The organism is Neisseria sp. P0017.S009 (assembly GCF_051957375.1).
GTDB classification, from domain to species: Bacteria; Pseudomonadota; Gammaproteobacteria; order Burkholderiales; family Neisseriaceae; genus Neisseria; species Neisseria perflava.
In genome coordinates this window covers 63,369-84,385 of record NZ_JBQCWL010000007.1, presented here as the reverse complement: position 1 = coordinate 84,385, position 21,017 = coordinate 63,369, and the positions used below count along the sequence as shown (strand labels likewise).

The window sequence follows — 21,017 nt, the reverse complement described above, 5'->3', positions numbered from 1 at the left end:
TCAACAAACTGAAAAACGTTTACATATTCTTTTTTATATTATGCTTTTGATTATCATGGAATTTTATTATTATAATGTAAAGGAATTGTCGATTTTAATTTTTCCGTTTTACATATTTGAACAAAAAGGCCGTCTGAAAACAGAATCTTGTTTTCAGACGGCCTTGATTTTATTTCAATGTGTTATTCGGGACGCATTTGCGGGAACAGAATCACGTCGCGGATGGTTTGCGAATCGGTCAGCAACATTACCAAGCGGTCGATGCCGATGCCGCAGCCGCCGGTCGGCGGCAGGCCGAATTCCATGGCACGGATGTAGTCGGCATCGTAGTGCATGGCTTCGTCGTCGCCAGCGTCTTTTTGCGCCACTTGTGCCTTGAAGCGTTCGGCTTGATCTTCCGGATCGTTCAACTCGGAGTAGCCGTTTGCCAGTTCGCGGCCGACAACGAAAAGCTCGAAGCGTTCGGTCAAACCCGGTTTGCTGTCGGATGCGCGTGCCAATGGCGATACTTCGACAGGGTAGTCGATGATGAAAGTCGGGTTCCACAGTTTGCTTTCTGCACAACCTTCAAACAGGGCAAGTTGCAGGCTGCCGATGCCCGGAGACGGAGGCAGGCTTTCGCCGTGTTTGACGATTTCTTTTTTCAGCCATTCTTCATCGTTCAACTGCTCGTCGGTGTAGTGCGGATTGTATTTCTTGATGGCTTCGAGAATGGTCAGGCGTTCAAACGGGCTTTCCAAATCGACTTCTTTGCCGTTGTAGCTGATTTTTGCCGTGCCGTTTACCGCGCGGGAAGCGTTGCGGATGATGTCTTCCGCCATTTGCATCATGCGTTCGTAGTCGGAGAAGGCTTCGTAGAATTCGATCATGGTGAATTCAGGGTTGTGGCGTACGGACATGCCCTCGTTACGGAAGCTGCGGTTGATTTCAAACACGCGTTCCAAGCCGCCGACAACCAAGCGTTTCAGATACAGCTCGGGAGCGATGCGCAGATAGAGCGGAATGTCCAAGGCATTGTGGTGGGTAACGAACGGTTTTGCCGTCGCACCGCCCGGAATCGGGTGCATCATTGGGGTTTCAACTTCCAAATAATGCTCGTTGACCATGAAATTGCGCACGGATTGGATGATTTGGCTGCGTTTGATGAAGGTATTGCGTGATTCTTCGTTGGCAATCAAATCGACGTAGCGTTGACGGTATTTGGTTTCCTGATCGCTCAAACCTTTGTGTTTGTCCGGCAGAGGGCGCAGGGATTTGGATAGCAGGCGGATGTTGGACACGCGCACGGTCAATTCGCCGTGGTTGGTTTTGAACAAAGTACCTTCCGCGCCGACGATGTCGCCCAAGTCCCAGTGGTTGAAGTCGTCCAAAACTTCTTGGCTCACACCTTTGTTGTTCAGATAAAGCTGGATTTGACCGGTAACGTCTTGAATGGTGGCGAAGCTGGCTTTGCCCATTTGACGTTTGAGCATCATGCGGCCGGCTACTTTGACGGGAATGCCTTGCGGGTCGAGTTCTTCTTTGCTGATTTCACCGTATTGGGTATGCAGGTCGGCGGCGAAGCTGTCGCGTTTGAAATCGTTAGGGTAGGCGTTGCGTTCTTTGCGGATGTTGTGCAGTTTCTCGCGGCGCAGGGCGATGATTTGGTTTTCGTCCAACTGCGGCTCGATTTGAGGATTGTTTTGTTCGCTCATGGTGTTTTCCGGAAAAATAAGTCAGGCTGCCGGAGTGTTCAGACGGCCTGAATAAAGTGAAAAATTGGCTCTATTTTACGCGATGTCGGTATTTTTTTCTATAAAGCCAGAAAGGCCGTCTGAAACCTGAAAAATCGGTTTCAGACGGCCTTTTGTTTTATGAAGGGCAGTATCGGCAGTTAGATATCGGTTTCTAAATAAACAACTTGGGTTTGCAGATATTCTTCCAAGCCGTGTTTGCCGTCGGCGCCGCCGATACCTGATTTTTTCCAACCGGCATGGAAGCCCTGCATGGCTTCAAAGTTTTCGCGGTTGATGTAGGTTTCGCCGAAACGCAGACGGCGGGTTACATAAAACGCTTCATTCAGATTGGTGGTATAGACGGAGCTGGTCAGGCCGAATTCGCTGTCGTTTGCCAAAGCAATGACTTGATCGAGCGTGTCGAAAGTGGCAACAGGCAGGACGGGGCCGAAGGTTTCTTCCTTCATGATGTCCATGCTGTTGTCGGTATTGGTCAGCAGGGTAGGTTCGAAGAAGTAGCCTTTGCCGTCGGCACGTTTGCCGCCGCAAACCAAAGTTGCGCCTTGTCGAACTGCACGTTCGACTTTCTCGGCAACGGCTTTGACGGCGCGCTCTTCAATCAATGGGCCCATTTCCAGTGCGCCAGGTTCGGCCTTAGCTGGATTGCCGTAGCGCACGCCTTTCATGGCGGCGGTCATTTTTTCAATAAATGCGTCTTTCAGGCTGTTGTGGACATACACGCGTTCGGCGCAGTTACAGATTTGACCAGTATTGCCCACGCGTGAAGCCAAGATGGATTTGACGGCCAGATCCAGGTCGGCATCTTTCAAAACGATGGCAGGGGCTTTGCCGCCCAGTTCCAGTGAGACTTTGGTAATGTTGGCGGCGGCAGCTTCCATTACTTGACGGCCTGCTTCTACAGAACCGGTCAGGCTGACCATATCGACTTGCGGATGCGATGCTAAGGCATTGCCGATTTCTGCGCCTGGGCCGTTGACGACGTTGAATACGCCGGCAGGTAAGCCTGAAGCATGAACGATTTCAGCAAAGATGTGGCAGTTAATCGGGGTAACGCTGCTTGGTTTGACGACGATGGTATTGCCTGTTACCAAAGCCGGGCCCATTTTGCGGGCGATCAGGAAGAATGGGAAGTTCCACGGCAAAATGCCGGCGATTACGCCCAAAGGACGTTTGAACAATAAAATGTTTTCGCGCGGACGGTCGCTTTGGATGATTTCGCCTTCATAACGGCGCGCCCATTCGGCTTGGTAATCGAGATAATCGGCAGTGAACATGACTTCTATGCGTGCCAAATCTTTGGTTTTTCCGCCTTCGGCAACAATGGTATCCGTCAGCTCGTCGGCACGTTCGCGGATGCCTTGGGCAATTTTGCGCAGGTATGCGCCGCGCTCAACGGCAGGCAAACGCTCCCATGTAGTTTGCGCATCTCTGGCCGCGGCAACGGCACGATCAACATCGGCTTTTCCACCTTTAGGCTCACGCGCGATGACTTCTTCGGTTGCCGGATTCAATACATCACGCCATGTACCGTTAAAGTCGGTTTCAAAGCGGCCGTTGATATACATAGACAGTTGTTTCATCAAACCTTCTCCTGTTGTTGTAGTTGGATGTAGTTTTAGTCTATGCCTAAATTGTCTGGCATACAAGAGGATTTGGCATGGGTTGATGGTAGGTATTTGGAAGTTTTTAGAAAAAGATGTTGGGTGGGGGAGTTGGGTTTGATTGATTCAAGAGGTTGGTGCTGGTGTGATGCCTTGAGTTGCATCCATAACAGCATTGTGACAAAGCTCGGATATTGCTTGATTTTGATGATGAGAAAGGTATCAAGTGAAGAAAGGCTTGATGGAGAATATAAAAAAAACCTGCTTTTTTCAAAGCAGGTTTTCATATTTGGTGGGTCGTGAGCGATTCGAACGCTCGACCAACGGATTAAAAGTCCGCTGCTCTACCGACTGAGCTAACGACCCGATAAGCTGTGCATTATAGGGAGATTGTTTCTTTTCGTCAACTGTTTTTTTGAAATTTTTTTCAAAAAACGTAAACCAGCTGTTATTTGGCGTTAATTCTCCCTTTTTCGAGTATTAATTATGTTATGATTTTCTAATCTGTCAGTTCTGATGGATATTTTTTAGACCAAAGGATATACAACATGAAAAAATTATTGATTGCTGCGATGATGGTGGCTGGTTTGGCTGCTTGTTCTCAAGAGGCGAAACAGGAAACTCAAGAAGCGGCTTCTGCCGTTGCTTCTGATGTGAACGCTGCTGCCGAACACGCGGCTTCTGCTGCCGATGCTGCTGCTTCCGAAGCTAAAGGCGCTGCTGAACAGGCTGTTTCTGACGCTAAAGAAGCCGGTGCCGATGCGAAGGAAACTGCGGAGAAAGCAATTTCCGATGCTAAAGAAACTACCGGTAAAGCCATCGATGGTGCTAAAGAAGCCAGCGACAAAGCCTTGGACGATGCAAAAGCTGCTGTGGGTGAAGCTAAAGATGCTGCCAAAGATGCGGCTAAAGATGCTTTGGGTAAAGCAGCCGATGCGACTCAAGAAGCTGCCGACAAATTGAAAGACGCTGCTAAATAAGCTGGTGTTTGATATTTGAAAAGGCCGTCTGAAATGTTCAGACGGCCTTTTTATATTGGCAGATTATTTTTTCTCTTGCTGACGCGTGTACACCAAAGAAGTCAGGATGGACGCGCCCAGTGCGCCGAAGACGACGGACAGGGAAATGGAAATCGGGATATGCACCCAGTGCATAATCAGCATCTTGATGCCGATAAAGCTCAATACGAAAGCCAAGCCGTATTTGAGGAAAATAAAGCGTTCGGCAAAGTCTGCCAGTAAGAAGTAGAAGTACATGGCACGCAGGCCCAAGATGGCAAAAATGTTGGAAGTGAGGACGATGAAAGGGTCGGTGGTTACGGCAAAAATAGCGGGGATGCTGTCCACGGCGAAGATGACGTCGCTCAATTCGATCATAATCAATACCAGCAAAAGCGGCGTAGCGATACGTTTGCCGTTTTCGATGGTAAAGAATTTTTCATCGTCAAACTGTTGGCTGGTCGGGATGACTTTTTTGAGCAGAGTCAGGATCTTGTTTTGGGAAAGGTCTTCTTCAGCTTCGGCTTCGGGCTTCATCATGTGAATGCCGGTGTATAAGAGGAATGCGCCGAAGAGGTACAAAATCCATTCAAATTGTTGTACCAAGGCTGCGCCGATGAAGATCATGATGGCGCGCAGGACGATGGCGCCGAATACGCCATAGAGTAAGACGCGGTGTTGGAATTTGGGTTCTACTTTGAAGTAGCCGAAAATCATCAGGAAAACGAAGATGTTATCGACGGCAAGGGATTTTTCAAGCACATAGCCGGTGAAGAATTCGAGGACTTTTTCTTTGGCGACAACGGCCCCGTAAGTCGGGTTGCCCGCCAGTTCAAAATAGAGCCAGCCTGCAAACGTGCAGGATACGGCCACCCAAATGCCGCTCCAGGCGAGGGCTTCTTTTATGCTGACTTTGTGGGCGCCGTTTTTTTTTCAGCGATACCATATCGATGGCGATCATGATTAAGACGGCAATAAAGAAGATGCCGTAAAACATCGGCGAGCCGACGGACGGGTATTGGGTCATAAACAATCCTTGTGTGTGGGGTATGGGTAAGGTTTACCAAGACAGGTAGAACATCGCCTTGGCAAAAAAGACGATAAACAGCATATGGCTGAATACAACGGCGTGTATGTATTTCGACCAGCCGACGGTGAGGGTGTGCCGTGCCATTTTGACGACGGCGATGGCAAAATGTACCAAAACGCTTATTGCCAACAGGATTTTGATGCTCAGCATGATGCCGAAAGAGCTGTCGAATGGGTGGTGCAGTATCGGCAGGTAGCGGTTGTACACCATCACGATGCCGCTGATGAACAGGGTAATGACGACAGGCGGCATTACGCGGACGGCACGATAGGACATGGCATGTTCGACTTCGCGGCGCGATTCGCGTGAAACGCGGCCGGTGTGTAAAACGGAGAGGACCAGCATTTCGAAAAATACGCCGCCGACAAAGGCAATCGCGCAATAAACGTGGATGATGTGTGCCAGTGCGTAGATACTCATGACGGGTGTTTCCGGTAATTCAGACAAGTCGTCATTGTATCACTACCGAATGCGGTTGATGCATGCGCAATTTTATGCCAAATATATTAAATTTTATAAATATTCTATTGGAATTGCCGTTTATTTTTGAAGTTAACCGTTCATCAAGAGCGTTATCTTAGTTTAATCTGTCTTTACTTATTAGAAAATATATTAATGAAAGGTTGTGCCATACTGTTCCATATAAAGCTTAACCCCTGATGGAGAATCAAACCATGAAGAAAACTTTTGCAAAAACTGTGACCTTGATCATGCTGGCTGCCTCTTTGGGTGCATGTGCCAATATGACTCAAACCCAACGCAACACTGCTGCTGGTGCGGTATTGGGTGGCGTGGCAGGTAACTTGATTGGTGGCGATACCGGCTCTACCTTGGGTGGCGCGGCTTTGGGTGGCGTTATCGGCAGCCAGGTTCATACCCGCTACTAATCCTTTATTCGGTTAAAAATAAAAAAGGCCGTCTGAATATTCAGACGGCCTTTTGTTTTACGGTTTATTCGTTGACGAACGTTACACCGGTCAGTTGCGATTGCAAAATAGCCGTGCGCAAGGCAGTCAGTGCTTTCGGTCGGACAAAGTTGCGGCGATAGGCCAAAACGACACGGCGGTGTGGTGCAGTGCCTTCAAACGGGATAATGCTGAAAAGCATATGGTCGTTTTCGGTCAAGGCGGTAGCCGGCATGACGCTGATAGCCAAACCGCTGGCAACCATGTGGCGGATGGTGTTGATGGAGCTGCCTTGCAGGGTATTGGTCAAACCTTGGATTTTCTGTTTGGAAGCCAATTCGGAACAGCTTGCCAATACTTGGTCGCGCATACAGTTGCCTTCGGACAGCAGCAACACTTGTTCTTCGCCCAAAAGCTGAGGCGTAACGGCATCGAGTTCTTCAAAGTGATGTCCTTTGGGAACGATGACGAAGAAAGGTTCGTCATACAGAGGCTCGGTTACGATGCCCGGCTCTTGGAACGGTTCGGCAACGACGATTGCATCGACATCGCCGCGTTTGAGCGACTCGGTCAGGATGTGGGTATAGTTCTCTTCCAGCATCAGCGGCATTTTCGGCGCGGTTTCACGCAGCGCGGTAATGAGCTTGGGCAGAAGGTAGGGGGCAACGGTGAAAATCAGGCCGAGTTTGAACGCACCTTCCAATTCGTTTTGCTCTTCATTGGCAAGGTGCTTGATGAGTTCGGCTTCTTCCAAAACCCGTCGGGCTTGGGCGACAATGCGCTCGCCCGCTTCGGTTGTGATGATGTCGTTGCTGCTACGGTCGAACAGGGATACCGACAGCTCTTCCTCCAGCTTTTTGATGGCGATGGAGAGGGTGGGCTGGCTGACAAAGCAGCGTCGTGCGGCACGTCCGAAGTGACGTTCTTGTGCGACGGCTACGATGTAACGCAATTCGGTCAAGGTCATGTGTTAAGCCTTTTTTTGTTCCGGCAGGGTGATGTTCAGCTCAAGAACGTCCAAGCCGTCTTGTTTCTCTTGGGAGATGCGGATGTCGTCCAATGATACGTTGACGTATTTGGACAGGACCTCCAACAACTCTTTACGCAGGGTCGGCAGATAGTCCGGAGCTTGGCCTTCTTGTGCGCGTTCTTGCGCGATGATGATTTGCAGGCGGTCGCGCGCGACTGTGGCGGTTTTCGGCTTTCTGCCGAACAGCATATCGAGCAGTGACATGTATTAACCTCCGAACAGTCGTTTTAAGAAGCTTTTCTTCTCAGCTTCGAGGAAACGCATTTCGCGGTTTTCACCCAAGAGGCGGGCGATAACGTCCTTGTAGGCTTCTGCTGCTGCGGCATTGTCTTGGTGGATGACAGGTTCGCCGGCGTTGGAAGCTTGCAGGACGTTTTGTGATTCAGGAATCACACCGATCAACGGAATACGCAAGATATCGCAGATGTCTTGTACAGACAGCATTTCGCCTTTAGCCACGCGCTCAGGGGAGTAGCGGGTAATCAGCAAGTGCTCTTTAACAGTACCGCCTTGTTCGGCTTTGCGGGATTTGCTTTGCAAAATGCCCAAGATACGGTCGGAGTCGCGGACGCTGGATACTTCCGGATTGGTGGTAATGATGGCTTCGTCGGCAAAGTAGAGTGCCATCAGTGCACCTTGTTCGATACCGGCAGGGGAATCGCAGATAATGAATTCGAAGCCCATTTTTTCGCTGGCCAGCTCTTTCATCACGTTGTCCACGCCTTCGCGGGTCAGTGCGTCTTTATCGCGGGTTTGCGAAGCGGGCAGGATGTAGAGGTTTTCGCAGTTTTTGTCTTTAATCAGGGCTTGGTTGAGTGTGGCTTCGCCTTGGATGACGTTGATGAGGTCATACACGACGCGGCGTTCGCAACCCATAATCAGGTCGAGGTTGCGCAAACCGACGTCGAAGTCGATTACGGCGGTTTTGTGGCCGCGCAGGGCCAGGCCGGTTGCGATGCTGGCGCTGGTAGTGGTCTTGCCTACGCCGCCTTTACCTGAAGTTACTACGATGATTTTGGACACGATATTTCCTTTTTAAGTACTGATGTTTATTCGGCGTCGATTGCGCTGATAACCAGTCGGTTGTCTTGCAATGATACTTGTACGGGTTTTTTGTGCAGATGCTCGGGCAGGTCTTGCTCGAAGTTGCGGTAGATGCCGGCAACGGAGACTAATTCGGCCTGCATGGAATGAATAAAGATGCGCGCGTTGGTGTTGCCTTTTGCACCGGCCAACGCTCTGCCGCGCATGGGGGCGTAAATATGGATGTTGCCGTCGGCGATAAGCTCCGCACCTTGGCTGACGATGCCGGTAACGATGAGGTCGCCGTTTTCAGCGTAAACCTGCTGGCCGGTACGTACGGGCGTGCTGACCAATACGGTCGGATTATTGATAACGGTGGCTTGTACGTCTTGCGGCTGCGGTGCTTGGCGCGGGGTAGGCGCTGCCTGTGTGTCGGCTGCTTGGGTGGAGTTGCCTTGTTTGAATACCAAGTGGTAACGCGCCGCCGCCGCTGCCCATGTGTCGCTGGTGTGGTGCAGCCCTAAAATTTGCATGCCGTAACGGGCAAACAGGGAAATCATGCCGCCCAAATCGATGGATTCGGGATGGTCGAAATCTTGTACGTCTAAAATGAAGGGAACGAATTCGTCTTGGGATTGGCCTGCCAGTTGGCGCAGGAATTCTTCCAATTCGGTTAGATCTGCGGTGTGCAGATGGATGGATAAGACGTCCAAACGTGACGTTTTTATGTCGAATGCGGGTTTCATTGTAATGAAATAATAAAATTTTTTAATGACGTAAGTTTACCGTGTAAATCTTGGCTATTCAATCTGTTTGGCCGTCTGAAACCAAAATATTTTGTTTGAACGTTTTTTAGCTGTATTTAGTGTGGTTTTTTGGTGTGAACGTAGGTTTCAGACGGCCTTGGGAAAGGGATAGCCGTGTGTGTCGATGTCGTCGGCGGCGGCCCACGGCGTGTGGATGAGGGTGGACGGCAGGTGCGCCAATTCGGGGAGGTAACTGCGGATGTAGCTGCCGTCGGGGTCGATTTGGTGCGAACGGTGGGCATAGCGGACGGTGGCCGTGTCTTGGGCGGCAAGGTGCCAGTTGGCTTGGTTGAGCGCAGGGTCGGTGCCAGTTTGGACGGAGGCTGTCCACGCGATGCCTTGGTTGGGGTCGAAGTTGAGGGCATGGCAGAAATAGTGGGCGCACAGCTGCTGGAGAACGGGGTGTAAGTGGCCGGTGGCTTCGAGGCCGCGGATGGAGGCGTCGATGATGGGCACGCCGGTTTGGCCGTGTCGCCAGTATTCGCGTACCGGGGCGGCATCGGTTGTTTCGGGCAGGCGGCGGTGGTAGGCGAGCTGGTAGCAGTAGTCGCGGAAAATGAGCTTGTCCAGCCACTCGAAATGTCGGTTTGCCAAGCTTTCGGCAGCCAGCAGGCGCGGGGAAATGCAGCCTGCGGACAGGTAGGCATTGAGGAGGCTGGTGTTTTTTCGTGCCGGATAATTTTGGGTAATCGGGTAGTGAACCAAATTCTGTTTGAACGCGTGCCATTGCGTTAAGGCTGCGGTTTCGCCGCTCTGCTGATAGGCAGGCAATACTGCGCCGGTATGGGCTGGAAACAGTGGAACGTTTTGTCCGATTTGAACAGGCAATTTGGTTTCAGACGGCCTTTGTCCTGAATAAGCCTGCAACCATGCTTGTTTATAGGCGGCAAAATCGGTGTAGGGCAGGCCGTTGGCATCCATGAGGGGGGATTTGGCCAAAATGCCGCGGTCGTTGGCGTGTTGCAGGGCAATGCCTGCTTGGTCGAAATTGTGCCAGAGGTGGTTGTCTTGGCGGATTTCGGCTTCGGTGTAGGCTTCGTCTGTGATGACGGTATGGGCATTAAGCGCAGCAGCCAAGGGGAGGAGGTCTTCGTCGGAAGCGACGACATATAAGGGAATATGGTGTGCCGCCAGACGGGTATGCAGTTCTTGTGCGGCTTGATAATGGAACAGGCTTTGACGCGGATTGTGGTTTTCAGACGGTCTTTGGCTGACCCAGACGCAGGTGATGGGCAAACCGCTTGCAACGGCGGCATTAAGCGCGGCATTGTCATGCAGGCGGAGGTTGCGGCGGAACCAGACAAGGACGTGAGCAGATTTCATGAGCATGTTCCGACGAAAAAGGGGAAACCATTTTATCAGAATCGGCCTCATGTATCAGGCCGTCTGAAAAATCTTTTGGTTTGATTTCGCTATATAATTTTGGTTTTAGCAATGAGGCGGCAACAATGACCGAGCAAACCGTTTTGGCACTCATTACCTGCCAAACTTATCCCGAACCATCGGACAACCTGAAAACATTGGCGGCATGCTTGGAAAGCATGGGCGTGAAAACCGTATTTGATGCGTGGCAAAACCATCCGTCTGCGACGTTTTTACTGCCTTTGTGCGCATGGGATTATGCCGCCGAACCCGAAGCCTTCCGCCAATGGCTGGAACATGCCGGGCAGGCGGGGCAGCGTTTTATCAATCCGCCCGAATTGATGGCTTGGAATATGGAAAAGACTTATTTATGCGATTTGGCGGCGCGCGGAGCGCAAGTGATTCCCAGTGTGTTCGTTCCGCCGCAAAAAGCCGAATTGGCCGACATCCTGAACCAACAGGGCTGGACGGAAGCGGTCATCAAGCCGGCATTTGGGCAGAGCGGCAAAGGCGTGGTTAAAGTTTGTGCGGAGGCATTGGACGTGAACATGGCGGATTATCCGCAAGGTATGATTGTTCAACCATATATCCGCGAAATCGAAACAGCAGGCGAAACATCGCTGGTGTTTTTCAACGGCGCATTCAGCCATGCCGTGCGCCGTCAGCCGCCGCAAGGCGAATGGCGCGCCAACTCGGCCTATGGTGTGTCGGTGTTCGGTATTGAGCCACCCGAGTTTGCCATCAGTGCCGCACAAGATGTACTGGCCGCTTTGCCGCAAATGCCGGTTTACGCCCGAGTGGATGGTACATTGGTCGGTGACACCTTCCTGCTCAATGAGTTGGAACTCATCGAGCCAGCCCTGTATTTGCACACCAGCGAAGGCGCAACGGAACGCTTTGCCCGAGTGCTGGCGCAGTTGCTTGGGCAACATTCATCAACCTGATTTTATCAATATAATTAACAAGCCTCAGGCCGTCTGAAAACCATCTTTCAGACGGCCTGAAGCTTTTTAAAACAAGATTTGCATGTTTGTATTTTTCAATAATGTGCCATTTGTCGATTGTGTCATTTTAATTGTTGCAGTCTTAATTGATGGTTGATTAACTTTCATTTGGCATTTTATCTCGGCCGCAGCCTTTATTTTTAGCGGATTGTAAACAATCTGATCGGTCTAAATAGATATCTTTTTAGGGTAAAACCTCAAAAATCTTTTTAAAAAGAAAGATATTGTCTTATTGAATATTCTGTGCTGAAATTACATGACACTACAAAAAGTAGTGCATAAAAAATAAAACAGACAAAGGAGAAAGCCATGCAATTGTTTTTAGACAATCTCAAAGCCTTTTTCGAAACCATCAGCGGCTGGGTCTGGGGACCTATTATGTTGATGCTGCTGGTCGGTACGGGCATTTTGCTGACCGTTTTGCTGAAAGGCTTGCAGTTCACCATGTTGGGTTATGCGCTGAAACAGGCGTTTATGCCGTCAAAGAAGCATGAAGACGGCGAAGACCACGAAGGCGATATTTCCCATTTTGCGGCGTTGATGACCGCGCTGTCTGCCACCATCGGTACGGGTAACATTGCCGGTGTGGCGACTGCGGTGGTAACCGGCGGTCCGGGCGCAGTATTTTGGATGTGGATGACCGCCATTTTCGGTATGGCCACCAAATACGGCGAGGGCGTGTTGGCGGTGAAATACCGCGTCACCAATTCCAAAGGCGAAATGTCCGGCGGCCCGATGTATTACATCGAAAAAGGCTTGGGCAAAAACTGGAAATGGATGGCCGTCGCGTTTGCGCTGTTCGGCACATTCGCTTCCTTCGGTATCGGCAGCTCGGTGCAGTCCAACTCGGTTGCGCAGGCAGTGCAAACCAGCTTCGGCGTCGAACCTGCCTACACCGGTGTGATATTGACTGTATTAACGGCCATCGTGCTTTTGGGCGGCATTAAGGGCATCGCCAAAGCCGCGTCCTTTATCGTGCCTGCCATGGCAGTGTTTTATGTAGTAGGCGGTATTGCCATTATCGCGATTAATTCCGATGTGCTGATGCCTGCCGTCAAACTGATTTTCTCCGATGCGTTTAGTGCGCAAGCCGTGGCCGGCGGCGCTATCGGTACGGTCATCCGCTACGGCGTGGCACGCGGAGTGTTCTCCAATGAGGCGGGTATGGGTTCTGCGCCGATTGCCGCCGCCGCCGCGAAAACCGACCACCCCGTCCGTCAGGCTTTGGTTTCCATGACCGGTACTTTTTTGGACACCATCGTTGTCTGCTCGATTACCGGTATCGTGTTGGTCATGGGTCTGCTCGGCGCAGGCGGCGAGTTTGTGAAACCTGAATTGAGCGGCGCGGCGCTGACAACCGTTACTTTCCAAAAAATGCTGCCCGGCATCGGCGGCTGGATTGTCACCATCGGCCTGATTTTCTTTGCCTACTCAACCATTCTCGGCTGGTGTTATTACGGCGAGAAATGCGCGGTTTACGTCTTCGGCGAGAAGTTTGCCGGTTTGTACCGCGTGGGTTACGTCTCTTCCGTCATGCTGGGTACCGTATTGAGCCTTGATTTGGTGTGGCTGGCTTCGGACACATTTAACGGCTTGATGGCATTGCCCAACCTGATTGCGCTTCTGTTGATGGCGAAAGTCATCGTCAATGAAACGCGCGACTTCAAACAAAAAATCAAAAACGGCGAATTGCCGCATTAATATCCAAGGCCGTCTGAATATGAACATTCAGACGGCCCGATGTATATTAAGTTTGTTTTGAAAAAAGTCAGAGGAGGAGAAAAATGAAAGTGCTTGTTTTAGGTGCTGGTGTTGCCGGCGTATCTTCCGCGTGGTATCTGGCAGAGGCAGGACATGAAGTAACGGTCATCGACCGCGCCGAGGGCGTGGCGATGGAAACCAGTTTTGCCAATGCCGGCCAGCTTTCCTACGGCTATACCACGCCTTGGGCTGCACCCGGTATCCCGACCAAAGCGCTGAAATGGCTGTTTAAAAGCCATCCGCCTTTGCTGTTTCGCCCTGACGGCAGCCTGTATCAAATCGAATGGCTGTGGCAAATGCTGCAAAACTGCACGGCAGCGCGCTATCAAATCAATAAAGAGCGCATGGTCAGGATTTCCGAATACAGCCGTGAAATGTTCCGCCGTTTTGAAGCGCAAACCGGCATGAATTTTGAAGGGCGCAAAAAAGGGACGTTGCAGATTTTCCGCCAAGCCAAAGAAGTCGAAGCGGCAGAACAAGACATTGCCGTTTTGGAACGCTACGGCGTACCGTACCGCCGTCTGAAACCCGAAGAATGCGCAGAGTTTGAGCCTGCGCTGGCGCGCGTTACCACCAAAATTGCCGGCGGCCTGCACCTACCTGCGGACGCGACCGGCGACTGCCACCTCTTCACTGAAAACCTATACAAATTGTGTCAAGAAAAGGGCATACAGTTCCACTTCAACCAAACCATCAGCCGCATCGACCACAATGGGCTGCGCATCAAAGCCGTTGAAACCGAAACAGGGCGGTTTGAAGCAGATGCCGTTGTCTGCGCGCTCGGCTGCTTTAGCAGGACTGTGTTGGCGCAGTTGGATCTCAATCTGCCGATTTATCCCGTCAAAGGCTATTCCTTGACCCTGCCGGTCACCAATTCAGACGGCGCGCCGGTGTCCACCGTTTTAGATGAGAGCTACAAAGTCGCCATCACGCGCTTTGACAACAGAATCCGCGTCGGCGGCATGGCGGAATTGTCGGGCTACGAAATCAAACTGCCCGAAAAACGCCGCGAAACCTTGGCTTTGGTCGTCAACGACTTGTTCCCAGAAGGCGGCGATTTGAGTCAGGCATTGTTCTGGAGCGGCCTCAGACCGATGACGCCCGACAGCACACCGTTAATCGGGCGCACCCGCTTTGATAATCTCTTCCTGAATACCGGCCACGGCACTTTAGGCTGGACCATGTCGCTGGGTTCGGCAAAATTAACCGCCGATATCGTGAGCGGCAAAGATACCGAAATCCGAAGCGACGATTTGAGCCTGTCACGCTATCAGGCTTAAGCTGAAAAGCGATAAGGTTTAGCGGCATTTCAAATTTAAAGGCCGTCTGAAAATTATTTTTCAGACGGCCTTTTGTTTCAAAATCCGGGTATTTAATCAATAAAATAAATAATAACTATTATCATGCGCATTAAAAAGTGTTAGTCTGAACCTGTCCCAGCTTTTAGCGCAGGTTTTCTCATGCCCGATTTTTCGATGTCCAATTTGGCCGTTGCCTTTTCCATCACGTTGGCTGCCGGTTTGTTTACCGTATTAGGCAGCGGCTTGGTGATGTTTTCCAAAACGCCCAATCCGCGTGTGTTGTCGTTTGGTTTGGCATTTGCCGGCGGTGCGATGGTGTATGTTTCCCTGACGGAAATTTTCAGTAAATCCAGTGAGGCGTTCGCTGAAATTTATGATAAAGACCACGCGTTTGCGGCGGCGACCATGGCATTTTTGGCTGGGATGGGCGGCATCGCGCTGATTGACCGCCTGGTGCCGAACCCGCATGAAACCTTGGACGCGCAAGACCCATCGTTTCAAGAAAGCAAACGCCGCCATATTGCGCGAGTCGGCATGATGGCGGCGTTTGCGATTACGGCGCACAATTTCCCCGAAGGCTTGGCGACATTTTTTGCCACCTTGGAAAATCCGGCGGTCGGGATGCCTTTGGCCTTGGCGATTGCCATCCATAATATTCCGGAGGGCATTTCCATTGCCGCGCCGGTTTATTTTGCCACCCGAAGCCGTAAGAAAACGGTATGGGCGTGCCTGCTATCCGGCTTGGCCGAGCCTTTGGGTGCGGCTTTGGGCTATTTGATTTTACAGCCGTTTTTGTCGCCTGCCGTGTTTGGTTCGGTGTTCGGCGTGATAGCCGGCGTGATGGTGTTTTTGGCGTTGGACGAGCTGCTGCCGGCCGCCAAACGTTATTCAGACGGCCACGAAACCGTTTACGGCCTGACAACGGGCATGGCGGTGATTGCCGTCAGCCTGGTATTGTTCCATTTTTAAAACCCGTATGCCAAAGGCCGTCTGAAATGATTCAGACGGCCTTTTTGCGTTATAATCCGCACATCAAAAATAACCTTAATTTCACAAAGTTCCATCATGTTAGACAAATACAATCCAGCCGAAATCGAATCCAAACATTATCAAAACTGGGAAGAGCAAGGCTATTTCCAGCCTGATATGGATTTGACGAAACCGTCTTTCTCCATCCAACTGCCGCCGCCCAATGTAACCGGCACGCTGCACATGGGCCATGCCTTCAACCAAACCATCATGGACGGTCTGACCCGCTACTACCGTATGAAAGGCTGTAACACCGCCTGGATTCCCGGCACCGACCACGCGGGCATCGCCACGCAAATCGTGGTCGAGCGTCAGCTTGCCGCGCAAAACGTGTCCCGTCATGACTTGGGTCGCAAAAAATTCTTGGAAAAAGTGTGGGAATGGAAAGAAGTTTCCGGCGGTACGATTACCCAGCAAATGCGCCGCGTGGGCTGCTCTGCCGACTGGACGCGCGAATATTTCACGATGGACGACGTGCGTGCCGAAACCGTGACCGAAGTGTTTGTGCGCCTGTATGAACAGGGCTTGATTTACCGCGGCAAACGCTTGGTGAACTGGGATCCCGTGCTTGGCACGGCGGTATCGGATTTGGAAGTGGAAAGCGTGGAAGAACAAGGCTCTATGTGGCACATCCGCTATCCGCTGGCGGACAATCCCGCCGAAGCCGTTATCGTGGCGACCACCCGCCCCGAAACGCTGCTGGGCGACGTTGCCGTTGCCGTCAATCCCGAAGACGAACGTTATACCCACTTAATCGGCAAAGAATTAATCCTGCCGCTGACCGGCCGCACCATCCCCGTGATTGCCGACGAATACGTTGAAAAAGATTTCGGCACAGGCTGCGTGAAAATTACGCCTGCGCACGACTTCAACGACTACGAAGTCGGCAAACGCCACGACACGCGTTTGGTTAATGTGTTCGATTTGGAAGCCAAAGTGCTGGCAAACGCCGAAGTGTTTAACTTCAAAGGCGAAGCGCAACCAGGCTTTGCCCTGCCTGAAAAATACGCAGGCTTGGACCGCTTTGTCGCGCGCAAACAAATGGTTGCCGATTTGCAGGAACAAGGCTTCTTGGTCGAAATCAAACCGCACACGCTGATGACGCCGAAAGGCGACCGTACAGGTTCGGTCATTGAGCCGATGCTGACCAGCCAATGGTTTGTCGCCATGTCCGCCACGCCAAACGGCGGCGAGCCTGACAGCGAATTCAAAGGCTTGAGCCTTGCCGACAAAGCCAAAAAAGCCGTCGACAGCGGCGCAGTACGCTTTATCCCTAAAAACTGGGTCAACACCTACAACCAATGGATGAACAACATCCAAGACTGGTGTATCTCGCGCCAACTTTGGTGGGGGCATCAAATTCCTGCATGGTACGACAACGAAGGCAATGTTTACGTCGCCCGCAATCAGGAAGAAGCCGAAAAACAAGCCGGCAAAACCGGTTTGACCCGCGAAGAAGACGTATTGGATACATGGTTTTCCTCCGCGCTCGTGCCGTTCTCTACACTGGGCTGGCCGTCTGAAACCGACGAACTCAAAGCCTTCCTGCCGTCCAATGTCTTGGTCACCGGCTATGAAATTATCTTCTTCTGGGTCGCGCGCATGATTATGATGACCACCCACTTCACCGGCAAAGTACCGTTTAAAGACGTGTACATCCATGGCATCGTGCGCGACCACGAAGGCAAAAAAATGTCCAAATCCGAAGGCAACGTCATCGACCCTGTGGATTTGATCGACGGTATCGACTTGGAAAAACTGCTGGTGAAACGTACCACCGGCTTGCGCAAACCCGAAACCGCGCCGAAAGTGGAAGAAGCCACGAAAAAACTTTTCCCCGAAGGCATTCCGAGCATGGGCGCGGACGCATTGCGCTTCACCATGGCGAGCTACGCCAGCCTCGGCCGCAGCGTCAACTTCGACTTCAAACGCGCCGAAGGCTACCGCAATTTCTGCAATAAATTGTGGAACGCTACCAACTTCGTGTTGATGAACACCGAAGACAAAGACTGCGGTCAAGACGAAATGCAGCCGTTGGCGTTTACCTTTGCCGACCAATGGATTATCGGCAAACTGCAACAAGCCGAAGCCGCCGTTGCCGAAGCCTTTGAAACCTACCGCTTCGACCTTGCCGCGCAAACGCTGTACGAATTCGTGTGGAACGAATATTGCGACTGGTACATCGAGCTGGCAAAAGTGCAAATCCAAACCGGCTGCCCGACAACCCAGCGCACCACACGCCGCACCCTCGTGCGCGTACTCGAAACCATCCTGCGCCTGCTGCACCCAATCATGCCGTTCATTACCGAAGAGCTGTGGCAGGTCGTTGCGCCTCTGGCGAATGCCAAAACCGCCGACAGCATCATGTTGGCCGCCTATCCGCAAGCCGATAAAGAACAAATCGTTCAGACGGCCTTCGACAAAATGGCCGCATTGAAAGACTTGGTGGAAGAAGTGCGCAAACTCCGCGGCGAAATGGGTGTTGCGCCAAACGTCAAAGCACCGCTCTTTGTCGAAGGCAGCGCAGAACTCGAAGGCCTGCTCAAATACCTGCCGTCGCTGACCCGACTGACCGAAGCCAAGCTGGTGGACAGCCTGCCCGAAGCAGAAGATGCACCTGTCGCTGTCTGCAACGGTGCGCGCCTGATGCTGAAAGTCGAAATCGATAAAGCCGCCGAAACCGCCCGTTTGAGCAAAGAAGCCGAGAAGCTGCAAAAAGCCTTGGACAAACTCAATGCCAAACTCTCCAAACCCGGCTACACCGAAAAAGCCCCGGCGCATTTGGTGGAAAAAGACAAAGCCGATTTGGCGGAATTGGAAGACAAAATGGCGAAAGTTCAAACTCAGTTGGCGAAGTTGAAAGACTGATTTTGATTGAATAGACAAGGCCGTCTGAAAAATGTTTTTTCAGACGGCCTCTTTAAAAAAAGGAAATAGATGAAACTCTTTATTCTGCCGGTGCTTTTATCCGCAACAACTGCTCTGGCTTCTCCAATTGTCGGTACATGGCATTGCGTTGGCTCTGATGAAAACATTCAGAGTGATACAAAAGTCGAATATCTTCAGGACGACAGTTTCCGTGGCGACGCTAAGCTCAAAGTGGACGATGACGGCAATGTTTTGGCATACCATGTTGTTGGTGGGGGTAAATGGCGTTTTGCGAACAATGCCTTAACTCAAAGCCAAATCAAGTACAGTGAAGTTTCACGACTCCACAGCCCTGAAACATTGGCATGGTTGGAAGAATCAGAAGACGGCCAATTCTTGGAAAGTATGATATACACCGGATTGGTCGCGCAGATGGACAAGCCCGGTGAAGACGAGGTTTATCAACTGGATAAAACAGGCAAATTGGTGTTTGAAGACGGGACTGCCCGTGAGGTATGTACGAAAGTGAAGTAAAAAGCGACCATAGGTCAGATAGGTTTGTTTGATTGATGGCTAGATAACAAAGGCTGTCTGAAACTTAATTTTCAGACGGCCTTTTTCTTTTTCTTAATCCATCAAATTCAATCAAACCAAACGATCTGACTTTCATCCACGCTGATGCGGATTTCCTGTCCGGTTTGCGGTTTGTCCGTATCGTGGTCAGCGTGGGGATACCAAATCAAATCGCCGTATTGCGGATGGGCGAGGGTGAGGCGTGTGCCTTCGGCGAGGGGAACGGCTTCGCTGATGCGGACGGCCGTGCCGTCTGGGTCGAATCGAATGGCGTGTTGGGGAATGTAGCGTGTGTCGCCGGTGTTGGCCAAACCGAGCAGTAGGGCGGCTTGGGCGTTGACGGGGCGGTGGATAAGGGTTTCCGGCGTGCCGTGTTGGAGGATGCGGCCTTCGTGCATGATGGCGATGGTGTCGGCCATGGTGCAGGCTTCCTCGGCGGAGTGGGTCACGAGGATGGCGGGGATGTTTTGACTGCGGATGCGTTCGGCGGTCAGGGTGCGCAGGTGGCGGCGCAGGTGGGTGTCGAGGCTGGAGAAGGCTTCGTCCAAGAGCAACAGCGACGGGCGCGTGATGAGGGCGCGTGCGAGGGCGAGGCGTTGCTGTTCGCCGCCGGAGAGGCTTTCGGGTTTGCGTTGCGCTTCGTGTTCCAAACCGATGTCGCGCAAGGCCTGCATGGATTGTTCTTCGATTTCGGCTTTGGGCAGGCGGCGCATTTTGAGGCCGAAACCGACGTTGTCGAGGGCGGTTAAATGCGGCAAAAGGGCGTAGTCTTGAAACATCAGCGAGATATTGCGCTTTTCAGACGGCATGTCGGTGATGTTGTCGCCGTTGAGCCAGACTTCGCCGCTGTCGGGACGCACCAGGCCGACGATGGTTTTGAGCAGGGTGGATTTGCCGCAGCCGGAGCGGCCGAGTACGGCGAGGATTTCGCCTGCTTCGACGTTTAGATTAATGTCTTGGGCAACGGTTTTGCTGCCGAAGCGTTTGTTGATGTTTTTGAGTTGCAACATGGTTTCAGACGGCCTTTAAAAATGGGGTCGGCAACGGATGCTGTCGAGCCATGCGGACAGCGGATGTTTGGGGTCGATCAGGCCGTATCGACGGCAGGCTTCGATCGTGACCAGCTGGGCATCGTGCATCATGTGTCCGCCCAACATGGCATCGAGCAGAGTAGGGATGTCCATCAGTTCAAAACCGGCGACTTCGCCGTCTTGGTTGGCGGGTTGGAAGCCTTCGGGCAGGACGATGTCGAAGATATACAGGATTTCGTTGTGGACACCGCGATTAACGGGGCGCAAACTATATATTTGGGCGGTCGGTCGGATATGGGGTGTTAACGAAGCGGGAATGCCGGCTTCTTCTTCGCCTTCGCGGCAGACGGCTTCAGACGGCCTCTCGCCGCTGCTGATGCCGCCGCCGGTCAGATTGTCGTGTTTGTTTGGATCGACGGCTTTGTGCGGACTGCGGCGGCCTATCCAAAAGCGCAAACCGTCTTCTGTTTCGACCAATCCGTTCAAATGCACTGCCTGACTCATCAGGCCGAACGGACGGAAGGCTGCGCGTTCGAGTGCGCATAAAGGCTTGCCCGACTGGTCGCAGATGTCGAACTTTTCACCGCGCCAACCTTTGAGCCAACCGCACTCGCGCCATTGTTGCGCCAGCGTTTGTAAACTGTCGCCCATCTGAGCCCAGCTGTCTGTTTCCAAATTCAGGCCGTCTGAAAGGGTTGACTGCCTGCCTGTCCAATCTTGCCCGAGGCGTTCGCGCCATAATGGGTTCAGACGGCCTAAAGGCAGGCCGTTGAGATACAGAATGCACCAATCGTCGGATGCGCCATAGCTTGTCTGCGCCCAATCCCACAATGCGTCGTGGACATCGGGTGTGAATACTTGTTCAAAACGGAAAGACTGAGACATGGCGCATCCTCCAA

The 21,017-nt window shown here is 51.9% G+C and carries 18 protein-coding genes, 1 tRNA gene and 1 pseudogene; 8 read left to right on the top strand and 12 right to left on the bottom strand.

Translation table 11 applies throughout. The annotated features are described in order from the left end of the window. Positions 1-182: 182 nt before the first annotated feature. The 3 genes from lysS to ACTHTG_RS09200 all read right to left on the bottom strand — a co-directional run bounded on the left by lysS (position 183) and on the right by ACTHTG_RS09200 (position 3,703). The gene (gene lysS / locus ACTHTG_RS09210) at positions 183-1,694 is read right to left on the bottom strand and encodes a lysine--tRNA ligase (protein ID WP_049336982.1); all 1,512 of its coding nucleotides are present in this window, start codon (positions 1,692-1,694) and stop codon (positions 183-185) included. A 179-nt stretch (positions 1,695-1,873) separates the two neighbouring features. Then, positions 1,874-3,316 carry an aldehyde dehydrogenase gene (gene aldA / locus ACTHTG_RS09205; RefSeq protein ID WP_070624653.1) on the bottom strand — a complete coding sequence of 481 codons (1,443 nt, stop codon included), beginning with the start codon at positions 3,314-3,316 and terminating at the stop codon, positions 1,874-1,876. 311 nt (positions 3,317-3,627) lie between these two features. Next, a tRNA-Lys gene (locus tag ACTHTG_RS09200) sits at positions 3,628-3,703 on the bottom strand. A gap of 182 nt (positions 3,704-3,885) precedes the next feature. On the opposite strand from ACTHTG_RS09200, the gene ACTHTG_RS09195 reads away from it, so the two are divergent. Then, on the top strand, positions 3,886-4,317 hold the full coding sequence (locus ACTHTG_RS09195) for an Ag473 family lipoprotein (RefSeq protein WP_003749309.1): 432 nt from the start codon (positions 3,886-3,888) through the stop codon (positions 4,315-4,317). Between the two features lie 63 nt (positions 4,318-4,380). Here the strand turns inward: ACTHTG_RS09195 and ACTHTG_RS09190 are convergent. Both ACTHTG_RS09190 and ACTHTG_RS09185 read right to left on the bottom strand, forming a co-directional pair. Beyond that, a pseudogene (locus tag ACTHTG_RS09190) lies at positions 4,381-5,362 on the bottom strand (TerC family protein). A gap of 33 nt (positions 5,363-5,395) precedes the next feature. Next, positions 5,396-5,845: a CopD family copper resistance protein gene (locus ACTHTG_RS09185; protein WP_070624655.1), complete on the bottom strand. Its 450-nt coding sequence runs from the start codon at positions 5,843-5,845 to the stop codon at positions 5,396-5,398. A gap of 254 nt (positions 5,846-6,099) precedes the next feature. Between ACTHTG_RS09185 and ACTHTG_RS09180 the strand changes: the two genes are divergently transcribed. Next, positions 6,100-6,312, top strand: coding sequence for a glycine zipper 2TM domain-containing protein (locus ACTHTG_RS09180; protein ID WP_003684747.1), 213 nt, complete (start codon positions 6,100-6,102; stop codon positions 6,310-6,312). 64 nt (positions 6,313-6,376) lie between these two features. On the opposite strand, the gene ACTHTG_RS09175 is transcribed toward ACTHTG_RS09180, so the two are convergent. From ACTHTG_RS09175 to ACTHTG_RS09155, 5 genes are all read right to left on the bottom strand, one after another. Beyond that, the gene (locus tag ACTHTG_RS09175) at positions 6,377-7,297 is read right to left on the bottom strand and encodes a hydrogen peroxide-inducible genes activator (protein ID WP_049330768.1); all 921 of its coding nucleotides are present in this window, start codon (positions 7,295-7,297) and stop codon (positions 6,377-6,379) included. Between the two features lie 3 nt (positions 7,298-7,300). Then, complete coding sequence (minE, locus tag ACTHTG_RS09170) at positions 7,301-7,564, bottom strand: cell division topological specificity factor MinE (protein WP_003680625.1); 264 nt, start codon at positions 7,562-7,564, stop codon at positions 7,301-7,303. A gap of 3 nt (positions 7,565-7,567) precedes the next feature. Further along, a complete protein-coding gene (gene minD / locus ACTHTG_RS09165; RefSeq protein WP_004520213.1) occupies positions 7,568-8,383 on the bottom strand; it encodes a septum site-determining protein MinD in 816 nt (271 codons plus the stop codon). A gap of 26 nt (positions 8,384-8,409) precedes the next feature. Further along, on the bottom strand, positions 8,410-9,129 hold the full coding sequence (minC, locus tag ACTHTG_RS09160) for a septum site-determining protein MinC (protein ID WP_004520214.1): 720 nt from the start codon (positions 9,127-9,129) through the stop codon (positions 8,410-8,412). A gap of 147 nt (positions 9,130-9,276) precedes the next feature. Beyond that, the gene (locus ACTHTG_RS09155; RefSeq protein WP_308538274.1) at positions 9,277-10,512 is read right to left on the bottom strand and encodes an FAD-binding domain-containing protein; all 1,236 of its coding nucleotides are present in this window, start codon (positions 10,510-10,512) and stop codon (positions 9,277-9,279) included. Between the two features lie 125 nt (positions 10,513-10,637). On the opposite strand from ACTHTG_RS09155, the gene ACTHTG_RS09150 reads away from it, so the two are divergent. The 6 genes from ACTHTG_RS09150 (at position 10,638) to ACTHTG_RS09125 (ending at position 19,048) form a co-directional block, all read left to right on the top strand. Further along, entirely contained in the window at positions 10,638-11,495 is an 858-nt protein-coding gene (locus ACTHTG_RS09150; RefSeq protein WP_004520216.1) for an ATP-grasp domain-containing protein, read from the top strand. A 369-nt stretch (positions 11,496-11,864) separates the two neighbouring features. Then, positions 11,865-13,256, top strand: coding sequence for an alanine/glycine:cation symporter family protein (locus ACTHTG_RS09145; protein WP_004520217.1), 1,392 nt, complete (start codon positions 11,865-11,867; stop codon positions 13,254-13,256). Positions 13,257-13,339: 83 nt separating this feature from the next. Then, positions 13,340-14,596, top strand: coding sequence for a D-amino acid dehydrogenase (locus tag ACTHTG_RS09140; protein ID WP_004520219.1), 1,257 nt, complete (start codon positions 13,340-13,342; stop codon positions 14,594-14,596). 180 nt (positions 14,597-14,776) lie between these two features. Beyond that, complete coding sequence (gene zupT, locus ACTHTG_RS09135) at positions 14,777-15,586, top strand: zinc transporter ZupT (protein ID WP_004520220.1); 810 nt, start codon at positions 14,777-14,779, stop codon at positions 15,584-15,586. Between the two features lie 96 nt (positions 15,587-15,682). Next, positions 15,683-18,514, top strand: coding sequence for a valine--tRNA ligase (locus ACTHTG_RS09130; protein ID WP_440360647.1), 2,832 nt, complete (start codon positions 15,683-15,685; stop codon positions 18,512-18,514). A gap of 69 nt (positions 18,515-18,583) precedes the next feature. After that, positions 18,584-19,048 carry a hypothetical protein gene (locus ACTHTG_RS09125; protein WP_049336837.1) on the top strand — a complete coding sequence of 155 codons (465 nt, stop codon included), beginning with the start codon at positions 18,584-18,586 and terminating at the stop codon, positions 19,046-19,048. 107 nt (positions 19,049-19,155) lie between these two features. Here ACTHTG_RS09125 and ACTHTG_RS09120 read toward each other — a convergent pair whose 3' ends face one another. Next, positions 19,156-20,097, bottom strand: coding sequence for an ABC transporter ATP-binding protein (locus tag ACTHTG_RS09120; protein WP_070695185.1), 942 nt, complete (start codon positions 20,095-20,097; stop codon positions 19,156-19,158). 15 nt (positions 20,098-20,112) lie between these two features. Then, entirely contained in the window at positions 20,113-21,003 is an 891-nt protein-coding gene (locus ACTHTG_RS09115) for an NUDIX domain-containing protein (protein WP_440360648.1), read from the bottom strand. Positions 21,004-21,017 lie beyond the last annotated feature (14 nt).

Excerpts from the sequence above, each read along its gene's own strand:
- lysS (WP_049336982.1), bottom strand. The coding sequence starts at position 1,694 with ATGAGCGAACAAAACAATCCTCAAATCGAGCCGCAGTTGGACGAAAAC.
- aldA (WP_070624653.1), bottom strand. The coding sequence starts at position 3,316 with ATGAAACAACTGTCTATGTATATCAACGGCCGCTTTGAAACCGACTTT.
- ACTHTG_RS09195 (WP_003749309.1), top strand. The coding sequence starts at position 3,886 with ATGAAAAAATTATTGATTGCTGCGATGATGGTGGCTGGTTTGGCTGCT.
- ACTHTG_RS09185 (WP_070624655.1), bottom strand. The coding sequence starts at position 5,845 with ATGAGTATCTACGCACTGGCACACATCATCCACGTTTATTGCGCGATT.
- ACTHTG_RS09180 (WP_003684747.1), top strand. The coding sequence starts at position 6,100 with ATGAAGAAAACTTTTGCAAAAACTGTGACCTTGATCATGCTGGCTGCC.
- ACTHTG_RS09175 (WP_049330768.1), bottom strand. The coding sequence starts at position 7,297 with ATGACCTTGACCGAATTGCGTTACATCGTAGCCGTCGCACAAGAACGT.
- minE (WP_003680625.1), bottom strand. The coding sequence starts at position 7,564 with ATGTCACTGCTCGATATGCTGTTCGGCAGAAAGCCGAAAACCGCCACA.
- minC (WP_004520214.1), bottom strand. The coding sequence starts at position 9,129 with ATGAAACCCGCATTCGACATAAAAACGTCACGTTTGGACGTCTTATCC.
- ACTHTG_RS09155 (WP_308538274.1), bottom strand. The coding sequence starts at position 10,512 with ATGAAATCTGCTCACGTCCTTGTCTGGTTCCGCCGCAACCTCCGCCTG.
- ACTHTG_RS09150 (WP_004520216.1), top strand. The coding sequence starts at position 10,638 with ATGACCGAGCAAACCGTTTTGGCACTCATTACCTGCCAAACTTATCCC.
- ACTHTG_RS09145 (WP_004520217.1), top strand. The coding sequence starts at position 11,865 with ATGCAATTGTTTTTAGACAATCTCAAAGCCTTTTTCGAAACCATCAGC.
- ACTHTG_RS09140 (WP_004520219.1), top strand. The coding sequence starts at position 13,340 with ATGAAAGTGCTTGTTTTAGGTGCTGGTGTTGCCGGCGTATCTTCCGCG.
- zupT (WP_004520220.1), top strand. The coding sequence starts at position 14,777 with ATGCCCGATTTTTCGATGTCCAATTTGGCCGTTGCCTTTTCCATCACG.
- ACTHTG_RS09130 (WP_440360647.1), top strand. The coding sequence starts at position 15,683 with ATGTTAGACAAATACAATCCAGCCGAAATCGAATCCAAACATTATCAA.
- ACTHTG_RS09125 (WP_049336837.1), top strand. The coding sequence starts at position 18,584 with ATGAAACTCTTTATTCTGCCGGTGCTTTTATCCGCAACAACTGCTCTG.
- ACTHTG_RS09120 (WP_070695185.1), bottom strand. The coding sequence starts at position 20,097 with ATGTTGCAACTCAAAAACATCAACAAACGCTTCGGCAGCAAAACCGTT.
- ACTHTG_RS09115 (WP_440360648.1), bottom strand. The coding sequence starts at position 21,003 with ATGTCTCAGTCTTTCCGTTTTGAACAAGTATTCACACCCGATGTCCAC.